Here is a 14,246-nt window from a genome sequence, read left to right as displayed (position 1 = left end):
CAGTCACGGGTTCTCTTGTCCCAGCCGGGTTGCTTGGCTGTGGTCCGGTTCAAAGATCTTTTCCAGGAAGTGATCTTGGAAATGTTGACGGGAGTTCAATGGTGGGCGTCTCGGTGCGTATTGCCACCATATGACTCCCGTCGATGAAGTTGATCAACCATTTGACTCCCGTCGATGGGGCAACAACCGCTTCTCTCCCGTCGATGCGAGGCTCGCGGCCTCAGCGGGGGTTCCGACGTGAGAGTTGGTGCAGCCATGTCCCGTTCGCGCGGGTGGTGGTTCGCGGACGGGACATGGTGGAGGCATTTACGGCGTGTCGGCTCCACCAGGTCCCACTCGTGGAGTGGTGGCTTATCGAGTGGGACCTGACTGAGGATTTGTCGCGTCGCCAACACCAGGTCAACTTGTGCGGGAGTGACTCGCTTCTCCTAGAGGAGTCGGGGCCAGGCGTGCCAGCATTGGGTGCAGTCGGGGGGCGCGGCAGTGCATCCAGCCGTCGCAGGTTTGGTCGGGTTCCCAGATCGTGTGGTCTGCGATGGGGTGCGGGCATTGCGTGCAGACTGCGGGGGCGGTCCATGGTTTGGTGGGGGTGTTCATGGGTGTTGCTCGGTGGGCTCGGGGGCTGGGGTGTCGGTGTGGGTGGGGTGGCGGCGCGTGGCGTAGAAGTCGCGGGCGATGAGGAACAGCGCGGCGGCGGACCAGACTACGGCGTAGACAACGGCGCGGGTCGAGCTCCAGTTTGCGGCGAGTAGGCCGATGGCTACGGCGGCGAGGACGCCGAGAACCAGCATGGTGTTCTTGTAAGTCCCCATCGGGGGATCATTGCATGGTCTCGATGCGAGGGGTGTTCGAGACGGTGTAGACGCGTCTCGCTGGGCAGCGGGCCCGTTGGACGGACTACTCGCGGTCGCGGCGGCGGAGGAGTTCGTTGACGCTGACGGTGCGGCCGTCGCCGCCGCTGTGGCGTCCCTCGTCGGGCTTGCCTGCGCGGCGGGAGGAGCGGAGTTCGGCCATCCAGTTTTCGATGCTGTTGCGGTTCGGTTCGCCCTCGTCGCTGTCGGTGGAATCGGCGGGCGACGGGTCCGGTGCGGCATGGTGGGTGGGCTGGTCGGCGGGGACCTGGTCCGGTGGGGTGAATTCGGTGTAGGTCGGTGCCGGAGTCGGGTCGGCGACGCCGAAGGGAGCCACGGACGGCGTGGGTTGGGTCGGCTCGAACTTGGCCTCGGGGCGTCTGGTCGGGTCGAAAGCGACCGCCGGAGGGGCGGGTTGCGGCGCGCTGGGAGCAGCGGCGGGCGGCTCGAAGGTTCCCGCGAGCGGCTCGAAGGGGCGCGGTTGGAAGCCGCCTGCGATCGGTTCGAAGGGCCGTGCCGCTGGCGGTTCGAACGCTCCCGCAGGCGGTTCGAAGGCACCTGCAGGTGACTCGAACGCCGTTGCGGGCGGCTCGGCGAACGCCTCGAAGGGGGCGCCCGACGACAAGTCGGTATGCGCGGGCGGGGTCGGCCGTGGCCCGGTCGGGTCGTGCGGGGTCGCCGAGAACGGGCGCGGTGCAGACGATTCCGTCGGCGTTGGCCGTGGCCCGGTGGGGTCGTGCGGGGTCGCGGAGAACGGGCGCGGTGCAGACGATTCTGCGGGCGTTGGCCGCGGTCCGGTGGGGTCGTGCGGGATTGCCGGGAACGGGCGCGGTGCAGACGATTCTGCGGGCGTTGGCCGCGGTCCGGTGGGGTCGTGTGGGGTCGCTGAAAACGGCCGCGGTGCAGGCGGTTCCGTCGGCGTTGGCCGCGGTCCGGTGGGGTCGTGCGGGGTCGCCGGGAACGACGGCCGCTGCATGCCCGGGTCCGACACGAAACTCGAAGGCGGCGTTGGCCGTTGGCGAGTCGGGTCGAGCGGGGCTGGTGCCGGGGTGGTCGGCGCTTTGGGGGCCTTCGGCACCTTCTTGAGGTGCTTGGTCGGCGCTTCGGCCTCGATTTCCTCGACGGTGCGCGGGCGCCGCGGCTTGCGTGGGCGGTTGGCGTCGGCGATCGCGGGGATCTGCATGGTGACCGGATCGGTGATCGGGGTGGTCTTGACCAGGTCGACGAGTTCGCCGCCGCCGGGGCGTTCGTCGTCGAGGATGGGTTCGCCGAGGCCGATCTTCTCCTGGATCTTCTTCATCCAGGCGGGTGCCCACCAGCAGTCGTCGCCGAGCAGCTTCATGGTGGCAGGCACCAGCAGCATGCGCAGGATGGTGGCGTCGATGAACAGCGCGGCGATCATGCCGTACGCGAGGTACTGCATCATCACCAGGTCGGAGAAGGCGAAGGCGCCGGTGACGACGAGCAGGATGAGCGCGGCGGCGGTGATGATGCGCCCGGTCTGCGCGGTGCCGATCCGAACGGCCTCGGTGGTCGAGGCACCCTGGGTGCGCGCTTCGACCATGCGCGACAACAGGAATACCTCGTAGTCGGTCGACAGACCGTAGATGACGGCGATGATCAGCACCAGCACCGGCGACATGATCGGCTGCGGGGTGAAGTTCAACGTCTGCGCGGCATGCCCGTCGACGAAGATCCAGGTGAGGATGCCGAGCGTCGACCCGAGTCCGAGCGCGCTCATCAGCGCGGCCTTGATCGGTAGCACCAGCGAGCCGAACGTCAGGAACATCAGCAGCGTGGTGACGAACAGGACCAGCGCGATCATCCACGGCATCCGGTCGAGCAACGCGTCGATGCTGTCTTTCTGGATGACGGGCTGCCCGCCGACGTACATGGTGACGCCGTCGGGGATGTCGACCGAGCGCAGATAGTCGATGGTCGGGTCGGCGTCTTCCGAATCCGCCAGTGTCGCACTCGTTCTGAAGACGGTGGGGTCGTTGGTCGATCGCGACGGCACCTCGAAGCTGCCCGCGAGGCCCGGCGCGTTGTTGGCCTCTTTCCACACCTTGCCGACGTCGTTGCTGTTCTCCGCGACGAACACCAACTGGATGGGGTCGGACTTGCGCAGCGGGAAGATGGAGTCGAATTTGGCCTGTGCCAGGCGAGTCGAGTTGTCCGGCGGCAGGTACCGCTCGTTGATGCCGCCGAAGGCGAGGTTCTTCACCGGGATGATGAGCAGCAGCAGGCCGATGCAGATCGGGATGGCGATCTTGAGCGGGTGCCGCATCACCCAGCGGGTGATGTTGCCCCAGAAGCCGTTTTCCACCTGCTCGGCGGTTTGGGTCTTGCGGAACTTCTTCAGGCCGAGCATGTCGACCTTCGGCCCGAGCACGCCGAGGATAGCGGGCAGGATCGTGATGGAGGTCAGCGCGGCGAGCGACACCGTCGCGATGGAGCCGTACGCGATCGACTTGAGGAAGCCCTGCGGGAACAGCAGCATGCCGCCGAGGCTGGCGATGATCATGGTCGCGGAGAACACGACGGTGCGGCCCGCGGTCATCACGGAGCGGCGCACCGCGGCGGGCGTGCTGTAGCCCTCGGCGAGTTCCTCACGGAACCGGCTGACGATGAAAAGCCCGTAGTCGATGGCCAATCCGAGGCCGATCATCGAGACGACGGGCGCGACGAACGAGTTCACCTCGGTGAATCTGGTGATGAACAGCACGATGCCCTGTGCGCCGATCACGGTGAGACCACCGACGACCAGCGGCAGACCCGCGGCGACCAGGCCACCGAAGATGAAGAACAGCAACACCGCAACGGCGGGGATGGCCAGGATCTCCATCCGGTGCTGGTCTTCGGCCATGGTGTCGTTCAACGTGCCCGCGACCGCCTGTAGGCCCGCGACCTGAACGTCCACGCCCGGAATGCCGAAGACACCCTTCACTTTCCGGAAGTTGTTCAGCATTTCCGTGTCGTTGTCGCCCTTGATGGCGATCGACGCGAAGGTGTATTTCTTGTCCTTGGAGCCGAACACGATCGGCGAGGACTGCCCGGTCTTGGTCGGCCAGTACGCGCCGTTGATCTTGCTGATCTCCGGGTACTGCTCGGGCAGGCGGTTCAGGCTTTCGAGGACCTTCTCCTTGAAATCCGGGTCATCGATCGTCTTGCCCTCCGGCGCGGTGTACAGCACGATCACGTCGCTGCTGTGGTCGCGTCCGAACGAGGCGTCGGCGATCTTCGCGCCCCGCGAGGACTCCGAGGTCGGATCGTCCCACCCGCTGGAGCTGAGGTGGTCTCCCAAGCCGAGGCCGTATCCGCCCAGCGCCAAAAGAGCGGCTGCCACGATGCCGATGACGGCAAAGCGCAGCCGGAAGACCAGATCGCCCCAGCGTGTGAACACTTTAAGCGACTCCTTGCGCGGGGCGAGAGGTGAGCAGCGCCGACAGCGGCCGGAACGGCTGCAGCCATGCGCCCTCGTCGGGCAGCGAGTCGAGGCTCACCCTGGGCAGTGGTTCACGGAACACGCCCGGAATGTCCTCGAGATCGATGAACTCGAGAGTATCGGATGTGACGGCCCAACTCGCATGCTCGCGGAAGCCGAGCACCTGAACGGGGATTCCGGCGGCGGAGAGTTCTTCGAGCGGTTCACGGAATGCCTGGCCGTCGGCCGAGGCGACCATGATGCCCGCCAGCCCGGCGCCCCGGCTGCGCAGTTCGATGTGCGCGAGCATGTCGGCGTCGACGTCGGAGTCCTCGTCGATCTTCGGCTTGGCGAAGACCGCGTATCCGACGTTGCGCAGTGCTTCTACCCACGGCCGCACCACGTCTGCCGTGCCTGGCGCGATGTTGGTGAAGACAGTGGCTTCGGGTTCCACCCGGTGCACGGTGCCGACGGACAGTTCGGCGGTGCGCGCCAGTAACCAGCGGCCGAGCGCGTCGAACCGCGGGCGGTAAGCGGCGGTCGGCCGCCCACCGAGGATGGCCCCGAGGCCCATGTCGAGGTTCGGGGCATCCCACACCAGCAGGACCCGGCGCACGTCCGGCGTTACGCCACCCAGACCTTCCGATCCGGTTCCCTGCACCTCCCCGGCAACATCGACCACCTCGTGGGCCATCTCACTGACACTCATATTTTGATCTTCCCCCATATGAGCTCTGTGATGGCGCTACCGGCACGATGTGCCTTGCCTTCGAATTTCGTGACCGGCCTTTCGAAGCCGATCGGCGCGGTGTCCCGATGCGCCGAACTGACTCCTCCCGTGCTCTCATTTATGCCTTTGAGCAGGGGTTCTTCTGCGCCGACCGCAGCAATGTGTTCCGCGTAGTCCGCGTGGTCGGTTGCGACATGCAACACGCCGCCCGGTCTGAGTCGATTGGCGATCAACGCGAATGTCGCGGGCTGCAGGAGTCTGCGCTTGTGGTGTCGCGCCTTCGGCCACGGGTCGGGAAAGAAGACTCGGACGCCAGTCAGCGACTCTTCAGCAATCATGTTTTCGAGCACGTCGACGGCGTCGCCGCGCAGCAGCCGGATGTTCTCGATCTGTTCGCGTTCGATGCGCTGCACCAGTTGCGCGAGCCCGGGTTGGTACACCTCGATGCCGATCAGGTTCAGGTGCGGTTCGGCCTGTGCCATCGCGGCCGTCGCCGTGCCGGTGCCGCAACCGATCTCGATGACGAGCGGCGCTTCGCGGCCGAACCAGGCGGCGGCGTCGAGCGGTTCGTCGGCCACATCGCGGCCGATCGTCGGCCAGGTGCGGTCCCACGATTGCTGCTGGGTCGGGGTCAGTGCGCCACGGCGGGACCGGAAACTGGTCACGCGTGGGTACAGGCGGGAGCCGGTGCTGTTCCGTTGCCTGCGCGCAGGAGCACGGTCGGCGGCGGAGCCGACGGGGGTGCTCGACTCAGCCGGGGCCGATCCTGTGGACGGCGGGCCCGGAACTGACTCGGCAGTATTGTTCGCGGCGTCGTTCACGGCGTCCATTGTCCAGCATCGGAGGAGTGATGCGGCAATCGACTGTGTGCTTACCGCCCAGCGGGAGGTCAGGCGGCGCGTGCGGTGGCGATCCTTGCCACCGGTTCGCTCTCCTGCCGCAGTGGGCGACCGAGTGCGACCTTGGCTACGGTCACCACCATTTCCAGCAGGCCACGCGCGCCCGTCGGCGACGCGGCCACCGACCACACCGTGGTGTCCCCGCCATCGCCAGCCGGTTGCCCGGCCAGTCGGTCCGCCAGCCATTCCAGGCTGAGCGGGGTGGACAACGGCAGCAGCGAGAAGTGTTCGCTCAGCCGGTCACGGACGTAGGTGACCAGCGCGCCGCCGCGGCGATAGCGGTCGACCTGACCGTCGATGCCGTCCATGTGGATAACTTGGTCGTGCACCGGCTGCAGCACCAGCAGCGGGCAGGTCGGCGTCGAATTGCCAAGGCGCAGATCGTCGAACATCGCCTGGAACTCCGGGGTGTCGATCACCTCGTCGAGCGGGCGGCCCAGATAGTCGTCCATGCGCTTGTTGGCCAGGCCGAAGATCGCGCCGAACGGCGTCGAGCTCTCCGCGCGGGCGACGAACCGGTGGCCGTCGAGGGTGAGCTCGTTCTGCAGCACCGCGCCGAGCGCGGGATACAGCCTGCGCAGGGCCGCGATCACGATGGCGGGCAGGCCCGCGTACTTGCCGCCGTTCAACCGGGCGAACACCTGGCCTGGATCGCCGACCGGCGCGCCGAGCACCGCGCCGACGATATCGAGCTCCGGTGCGTAGCTCGGCGCCATCTCGACCGTCCATGCACTGGCCATGCCGCCACCGGAATAGCCCCACACCGCGATTCGCGTGTCCTGGCGCAGGCCGAGCGGCGCGAACCGCAGGGCCGCCCGGATACCGTCGAGGGCGCGATAGCCGGGTTCGCGTGGGGCGCCGAAGTTTCCGCGCGGACCCTCGTGATCGGCGATGGTGACGGCCCAGCCGCGGCGCAGCGCGTTCGCGACGAGCAGCCATTCGAACTGGGTGACCGAGCCGAGCGCGCGGGCGCCGTAGCGCAATGCGTAAGAAGGAGAACACCGCTCGGCGACCGCGTCCATCGCGGTCTGAAAGGCCAACAGCGGCCGGTCCTCCCGAGGATCGGCGTCGAGGGGCAGCAGCACCGTGGTGATCGCCACCTCGGGTGTGCCGTGCATATCGCTGCTGCGATAGAGCAGCTGCCAGGCCGAGACCTGCTGGGGCACAACACCGAACAGGGCGAGTTCGATCTGCCGGGTGCGCAGCACCGTGCCTGGCGGTTGTGCCGCATAACCCTTCGGCGGCCGGAGGAACGGGTCGGTGCTCGGTAGCAGTGGTTTCCGGTCCGCCGCTAGGGCAGGCTCCGATTCGACACCACCGATGGCGTCCGCCGTCATGGCAACCTCCTCATCGGGTTCCGTCGGAACCCGTCGGTATGAGGTCGTTGCCGCGTTCGAAAAGCGAAGTTGCGCACAGGCACTGGCGCCGACCACTGCCAAGCAGGGTAAATGACCGGAAGCAGGTCTGGGAAGACGGGGGTAAGGGGGTTTTCCGGCACTAGACTCCGCGGTATGCGCAGACCGACAGTGTTCATCACCGGCGCGGCAGCCGGGATCGGCCGGGCGACGGCACTGCTTTTCGCTGCGCAGGGGTATCACGTCGGCGCCGCTGACATCGATGAGGTGGGGCTGACCAGGCTCGCGGCCGACATCACCGGCAACGGCGGTAGCGTGCACACCGCGGTGCTCGATGTGACGAACGACACCCAGTGGGCCGAGCGGCTTGCCGAGTTCCACGCGGACGCCGGACGACTGGACATCCTGATCAACAACGCGGGCATCCTGCGCGCCGGTTCGTTCGAGACCTTGGCGCTGGCCACGCACCAGGCCATCTTCGACGTCAACATCGGCGGTGTGCTCACCGGAACGCACACCGCCTTTCCTTATCTCCGTGACACTCCCGGCGCCCAAGTGGTGAATCTCTGCTCTGCCTCGGCGATCTACGGCCAGGCCGAACTCGCGAGCTACGGCGCGAGCAAGGCTGCGGTCAAAAGCCTCACGGAGGCACTGGATCTCGAATGGGAGCGGCACGATATCCGGGTGATCGCGATCTGGCCGTTGTTCGTGGACACCGCGATGGTGGACGGGGTCGAAACCGGAACGACGAAGTCGCTCGGGGTGCGGTTGACCGCCGAGGACGTCGCGTCGGGAATCTGGGCGGCCACCCGCAAGCGCGGACGACTGCCGAGGGTGCACTACGAGATCGGCGCCCAAGCCAAGGTGTTGGCGACCGCCGCCAAGTACGCGCCGAACTGGGCGGTGCGTACCGTCAACAAGTACTTCAGCGGCAGCTGACCGGTTATCCACGACTTCTGCAAGAATTGCGCACCGTAAAGGGGGTGCAGCCCATGCCGACAGGCACGGAGACCGACGGACCGTTGCGCGAACGCGGCGTACCAGCGCGCGAACAGGACCAGCTCGACCAGCTCCTCGCCGATCTGCGGTTCGGCACCGGGCAGGACACGCAGATCGGCTACGCGGCGATCGCCGCCGTCACCGCTTGGCGCAAGCCGCCACGCATCCAGGTCACCGGCCGCGCGCACGCGGGCCGGACATCGGTGCTGCACGCACTCGCGCTCATGTCCGCCGTCGAGACCGATCCGGTGGACGAACCGGACGCACCCGATCCGGTGCTCGACGCCGACATCGTCGTCTACGTGCTGTCCACCGCGCCATCGCCCGCGGATCGGCGGGTGCTTGCCACGCTGGCTCCGGAGCGCACGGTGGTCGTGTTGAACAAGGCCGACGCGATCGGCGGGCGCTGGGCCGACGCGGTCGCCGCCGCCGAGCAGTACGGCAGGGAGCTCGGCATGCCGGTGCTTCCGGTGGTCGCCTCGCTGGCCGTGCGCACCAAGTCGGGTGCGATGACCGACGACGACCTGGCCGCCCTGCGCAGAATCGACCCGAATGCCGATGCGTCGCTGATGCTTTCACCGGATCTCTTCGTCGCGCCCGGCCCGGATCTCGCCGACCGCGAGCAGCTGCTGCAACGCTGGGATCTCTACGGCGTCGCCTGCGCGCTGGCCGCGCTCGACCACGACCTCGTGCTCGCGCCGCAGACACTGTTGCAAATCCTGCACGGCGCAAGCGCAATCGACGCGGTGCACCAGCTGCTGCATCGCCGCTACGAGCAGGTCTCGGCGCTGCGCGGCGGCGAACTTCTCGACGAGCTGGCCAGATTGGCCGCCCGCGCAGTACCGGGGGACGGCAGCCACGCGCGAGATATCTTGGAGGCCTACCTTTTCGGCGATCATGCGCGGTGGCTCGGCCTGTGCGCCGGGCTCGCCCATCCCAGCGTTGCCCACTTGGCCGCAGGGTATCCGGCCCCGGCGCCCGCCGACGCCGATGACGCAATGGCCCGCGCGGACCGTTGGCGTGCAGTAGTTTCCAGCGATATGCCTCCCGTGGCCCGCCGTGCGGCCCAACGCGTCCATGACGGTTACATCCGACTATGGGAACGGATGAGCAGTGCCGGTCTCTGAACCCCCGCTCGACCCGACACTCGACGCCGAGCGGCGAGCGCACGCGGACACCGAGCCGATGCACGGTTCCGCGCAGGGCACCGGACCGGTCGCCGGCGTGGATCGCTCGCTCAGCTTGCCCAACGACACGGCAACGCCACCAGACCACGCGGCAGGTCCGTCGGCCGAGGTGGAAGCCGTGGTGGCACGCTGGAATCCGCAGGGCACGGCGCTGTTACGCGCGGTGCGCGGCAGCGGCGCCGCGGGCACGGTCATGCTGATCGGGCCCGCCGACGCCGCAACCACCCTGTTGCGGACCGAGCTGGCGCGGTTCGAGCCGCGGATAGATCTGTCCGATCCGGTGGCCGACGCGAACGCCGCGGTGGAGACGACCTCGCCGTCCGGGACCGCACCGGCGGCGGTCGCGCTGGTCCTGCTCGATGCCGGCACCACCATCGGCGCCGACACCTTGCGCGTCATCCACCGGCTGCGCGCGGACGGCACCCGCATCCTGCTCGCGATGAACGGCATTCACGCGCATCAGGATTGGCGCTCGGTGCAGACCCGCGACCTGGACTTGCTTGCCGCACAGGACATGACCGACCTCGACATCGTGCCCGTCTCGGCCAGGCTCGCGGCGGCCGCGCGCACCGCGGGCGATGCCGGACTGATGGACCGATCCGGATTGGGCGCGCTGCACGCGGCGCTGGCCGCGACGGCCGCGGGCGCCGAAGCCGACGGCGGCGACCGGATCGCGGCTGTGACCGCGCGGGTGCTGTCCGACACCAGGCAGCGGGTCGTCGAACAGGTGGCGACGCTGCGCTCCGGCGGCGAACCGGCCAGGCTGCGCGAGGAACGCGCGGTGCTGCTCGCCGGCCGCGACGGCGGTCGCGCCACCGCCATGTCCACGCTGCGCGGGCAATTGCATCTGGCGCGCGTCGACCTGATGACCGAGGTCGGCGCGCGAATCAGGGCGCTGCACACGGTGACCCGCGGCGACCTCGACCGGCTCGGCCGCGCCGCGCTCGGCGCCTACCCCGAGCGCCTGCAGCAGGCCGTCACCGAATTGACCGGCGCGGTCGACCTCGCCATCGACCGCAGGCTCGCGGAACTGTCGGCGCAGATCGACGGCGCCGACGAGCAGGCAGCACCCAGCCCGCCGCGCCGCCGCGACCCGGCGCCGCGGGTCGGGCCCGACCCCGACCCACGTCACCGTGGTGTCGAAGATCACCTCATGATCGTGCTCGGCGCGTCGGCGGGTGTCGGCCTCGGCAGGTTGCTCGTTTCGCCCCTTTCGCTGGTGCCCGCCTTGGATTTCGCGAGCGTGCCGGTGACCCTGCTGCTCGGCGGCGGCGCGGCGGCCTGGGTGGTGCGGGCGCGCGGCCAGCTCGCCGAGCGCGCGCACATGCGGCAATGGGTCTCTGACGCGCTGGTCAACGTAAAGGCCCAGCTCGAGCAGCGGGTCGCGACGGCGCTGGTGGAAACCGAAACCGCGCTGGCCGACCGGGTTGTCCGGGTGAGCGCGACGCGGATGGTGGACACTGATCGTCGAGTCGCGGAAGTCGAGGCCCGTTTACGGCGCATGGTTGCCGAACAACCCGGACAACTCGCCGCATGTGAACGCGATATCGCGATCCTCGATCGATGGATCTCCTCGTTTGACTAAGTCTTAAGAATGGGTACAAAGTGACGAACCCGATTCCGTAGGGGCCGTCACAGCGCGTTAACCTCTAAACAGGAACCAGGGCGTCCGCTAAGTCCTCGTCCGCCGTCCAGCCGGGGCGCGCTTTCGATTGGTCGTAGCGGGTGCCCTCCCGCCAATGGTGGCACTAGGTGCGTTCGCGCTGGTCAAGGGCCGCATCGTAGCGACTGCTTGTAGGTCGCTCGAAACGGTCAGCCCAGAGGGCGAAGCATTGTAGGGACCGCCCATCTCAGGAGAGTTTTCATGACCTCAGCGACCATTCCTGGTCTTCGTGGATCCGACGGCAAACAGCCGACCGAGCACAGCGAACTACTCGCCTGGGTACAGGAAGTCGCCGAACTCACTCAGCCGGAGCGAGTGGTCTGGGCGGATGGTTCCGACGACGAATGGGACCGCCTGACCGCCCAGCTCGTCGAGGCGGGCACCTTCAAGCGCCTCGACGAGAAGCGGAAGCCGAATTCCTTCCTCGCGCTCTCCGACCCCTCCGACGTGGCCAGGGTGGAGTCGCGTACCTACATCTGTTCCAAGAGCGAAGCCGACGCCGGACCGACCAACAACTGGGTCGACCCCGCCGAGATGCGCGCGACCATGACCGAGCTGTACCGCGGCTCGATGAAGGGCCGCACCATGTACGTGGTGCCGTTCTGCATGGGCCCGCTCGGCGCCGAGGACCCCAAGCTTGGCGTCGAGATCACCGACTCCGAGTACGTGGTCGTTTCGATGCGGGTGATGACCCGGATGGGCAGCGCGGCGCTGGAGAAGATGGGCACCGACAAGCCGTTTGTGAAGGCGCTGCACTCCGTCGGCGCGCCGCTGGCCGACGGCCAGGCCGATGTGCCGTGGCCGTGCAACGACACCAAGTACATCACCCACTTCCCCGAGGACCGCGAGATCTGGAGCTACGGCTCCGGCTACGGCGGCAACGCGCTGCTCGGCAAGAAGTGCTACTCGCTGCGCATCGCCTCGGCGATGGCCCACGACGAGGGCTGGCTGGCCGAGCACATGCTGATCCTCAAGCTCATCTCGCCGGAGAACAAGGCCTACTACATCGCCGCCGCGTTCCCGAGCGCCTGCGGCAAGACCAACCTCGCGATGATCCAGCCGACCGTGCCGGGGTGGCGCGCCGAGACCCTCGGCGACGACATCGCGTGGATGCGCTTCGGCAAGGACGGCCAGCTGTACGCGGTGAACCCGGAGTACGGCTTCTTCGGCGTCGCGCCGGGCACCAACCGCAGCTCCAACCCGAATGCCATGGCCACCATGGAGGCGGGCAACACCGTCTACACCAACGTCGCGTTGACCGACAACAACGACGTGTGGTGGGAGGGCCTGGAGGGCGAGCCCGATCACCTGATCGACTGGAAGGGCAACGACTGGTTCCTGCGGGAGACCGAAACGCTTGCCGCCCACCCGAATTCGCGCTATTGCACGCCGATGTCGCAGTGCCCGATCCTGGCGCCGGAGTGGGACGACCCGCAGGGTGTGCCGATCTCGGCGATCCTGTTCGGCGGTCGCCGCAAGACGACGGTTCCGCTGGTCACCGAGTCGTTCGACTGGCAGCACGGCGTTTTCATGGGCGCGACGCTGTCGTCCGAGCAGACCGCGGCGGCCGAGGGCAAGGTCGGCACCGTGCGCCGCGACCCGATGGCGATGATCCCGTTCATGGGCTACCACGTCGGTGACTACCTGAACCACTGGATCAACCTCGGCAAGAACGCGGACGCGACCAAGTTACCGAAGATCTTCTACGTCAACTGGTTCCGGCGTGGTGACGACGGCCGCTTCCTATGGCCTGGCTTCGGTGAGAACTCCCGGGTGCTGGAGTGGATCGTCGGCCGGGTCGAGGGCACGGCCGAGGCCGAGGCCACCGCGATCGGCAACGTCCCCGTCGCCGCTCAGCTCGACCTGGAGGGCCTGAAGGTCGACCCCGCCGACGTCGACGAGGCACTCAAAGTCGATGCTGCGGAATGGCGCAAGGAAATCCCGCTCATCGAGGAATGGTTCGAATTCGTCGGCGACAAGCTGCCTTCCGGCGTCCGCGATGAATTCGAGGCACTGAAGGAACGCCTCGGCTGATCGACGCGAACAGCGAACCGCCCGCACCATTTATCTCATGGTGCGGGCGGTTTCATTTGCGGGGCAATATTATTCGGCGAAGGGTGATGCTTCGATCTTCGAGAGTGCGCCTCTGCCGATCAGCCAGCTGGTTCGGCCGTGCGGCACCGCGGCGGCCTCCGCGGTGAGGGCGGCGACCATGCGGCGCTTGAATTCGTGGCGCGGGTGGCGTTCCAGGAGTTCGGCTATCCAGGCGGGGTCGAATTTGGACAGGCGGGCGCCTGCGACGTCCGCGGAGGCGCCCGCGGCGATGAAGCCGCCGGGGTTGCCTAGGTCGGCGTCGGTGCCGGGGGTGATGTGGGCGGCGATGGCCGCGCCGATCGCTTGGGCCACCTCAGGGGTGGCGCCTGCCGAGGTCACGAATTCGATGGCGCGATGCGCGCCTGTCACGGCGAAGCAGCGGCCTGGCGTGGGATGTTCGAGCTGGAGGTCGTGCAGCAGGCAGGAGACGTAACAGAGTTCGTCGTCGTAGCGGACGCCTGCGAGGTCGGCGAGGACACGGCCGAAGAAGTACGTGCGGTAGGAGTGACCGAGCACGTGGCTCGAGAGTTGTTCGTGCGCCTCGGTTTCCGCGGCGCGCGCAAGCGATGAGTCGGGTAGCCGCAGATCGGCGAAGTCGAGCCGACCGGTGCCGCGCTGAGCGCTTGCGGTTCGCGGCCGACCAGCAACCAATCCGGTCACCACCCGCTCCATGTCGAGTGAAAGCTTGCGGCGCTGTGCATCTGACAGCAATCCGTCTGTTCGAACAGCCCATTCCCAATCGATCTCTGTTGACGCGCGCACAGTGCTCACCTCTCGTTGATCCGGATTTCGGGCAATCACCTTCGCCAGCAAGTTAAGTGCGCTGGCGGCGACGCAGGGGAGTGGGAAAAATGCCACCATTCCACGGATTCCGGCCAAGCGGCCACGACGCGTTCGCCCTGGCGTATACACGCGGCGTGCGGTCACGATGCTGGAACATCCGACCGGGTTGTGCGTGTTTCTCATCGCGATGGCCCGGACGTGTGGTGCTATGGGAAGAAGTCGACGGACACGACTTGCGAGCACCCAAGGTTTGCCGAGGCG

10 protein-coding genes are annotated in these 14,246 nt (G+C 67.5%); 4 read left to right on the top strand and 6 right to left on the bottom strand.

The window, feature by feature from the left end:
- Positions 1-593: 593 nt before the first annotated feature.
- The 5 genes from ACGFNJ_RS03155 to ACGFNJ_RS03135 all read right to left on the bottom strand — a co-directional run bounded on the left by ACGFNJ_RS03155 (position 594) and on the right by ACGFNJ_RS03135 (position 7,241).
- A complete protein-coding gene (locus ACGFNJ_RS03155; protein WP_393442791.1) occupies positions 594-812 on the bottom strand; it encodes a hypothetical protein in 219 nt (72 codons plus the stop codon).
- Positions 813-897: 85 nt separating this feature from the next.
- Positions 898-4,254: an MMPL family transporter gene (locus ACGFNJ_RS03150; protein ID WP_393442789.1), complete on the bottom strand. Its 3,357-nt coding sequence runs from the start codon at positions 4,252-4,254 to the stop codon at positions 898-900.
- A gap of 1 nt (position 4,255) precedes the next feature.
- A complete protein-coding gene (locus tag ACGFNJ_RS03145) occupies positions 4,256-4,984 on the bottom strand; it encodes an NYN domain-containing protein (RefSeq protein ID WP_393442787.1) in 729 nt (242 codons plus the stop codon).
- The gene (trmB, locus tag ACGFNJ_RS03140; protein ID WP_393442785.1) at positions 4,981-5,835 is read right to left on the bottom strand and encodes a tRNA (guanosine(46)-N7)-methyltransferase TrmB; all 855 of its coding nucleotides are present in this window, start codon (positions 5,833-5,835) and stop codon (positions 4,981-4,983) included. The genes ACGFNJ_RS03145 and trmB overlap by 4 nt, the downstream gene beginning before the upstream one ends.
- A gap of 59 nt (positions 5,836-5,894) precedes the next feature.
- A complete protein-coding gene (locus ACGFNJ_RS03135; protein ID WP_393442783.1) occupies positions 5,895-7,241 on the bottom strand; it encodes a lipase family protein in 1,347 nt (448 codons plus the stop codon).
- A gap of 174 nt (positions 7,242-7,415) precedes the next feature.
- Between ACGFNJ_RS03135 and ACGFNJ_RS03130 the strand changes: the two genes are divergently transcribed.
- The 4 genes from ACGFNJ_RS03130 (at position 7,416) to ACGFNJ_RS03115 (ending at position 13,142) form a co-directional block, all read left to right on the top strand.
- Entirely contained in the window at positions 7,416-8,198 is a 783-nt protein-coding gene (locus tag ACGFNJ_RS03130; protein ID WP_393442781.1) for an SDR family oxidoreductase, read from the top strand.
- 53 nt (positions 8,199-8,251) lie between these two features.
- Complete coding sequence (locus ACGFNJ_RS03125; protein WP_393442779.1) at positions 8,252-9,385, top strand: hypothetical protein; 1,134 nt, start codon at positions 8,252-8,254, stop codon at positions 9,383-9,385.
- Positions 9,372-11,030, top strand: coding sequence for a hypothetical protein (locus ACGFNJ_RS03120; RefSeq protein ID WP_393442777.1), 1,659 nt, complete (start codon positions 9,372-9,374; stop codon positions 11,028-11,030). Before ACGFNJ_RS03125 ends, ACGFNJ_RS03120 begins: the two co-directional genes overlap by 14 nt.
- A 279-nt stretch (positions 11,031-11,309) precedes the next feature.
- Positions 11,310-13,142 (top strand): phosphoenolpyruvate carboxykinase (GTP), encoded by a 1,833-nt coding sequence (locus tag ACGFNJ_RS03115; RefSeq protein WP_393442775.1) that lies wholly within the window; start codon positions 11,310-11,312, stop codon positions 13,140-13,142.
- Positions 13,143-13,211: 69 nt separating this feature from the next.
- On the opposite strand, the gene ACGFNJ_RS03110 is transcribed toward ACGFNJ_RS03115, so the two are convergent.
- Positions 13,212-13,862: a phosphohydrolase gene (locus ACGFNJ_RS03110; protein WP_393442773.1), complete on the bottom strand. Its 651-nt coding sequence runs from the start codon at positions 13,860-13,862 to the stop codon at positions 13,212-13,214.
- Positions 13,863-14,246: the final 384 nt, after the last annotated feature.

Source organism: Nocardia sp. NPDC049149 (genome assembly GCF_043197455.1).
In the GTDB taxonomy this organism is placed as follows: Bacteria; Actinomycetota; Actinomycetes; order Mycobacteriales; family Mycobacteriaceae; genus Nocardia.
This window is presented reverse-complemented; position numbering and strand designations above follow the sequence as displayed.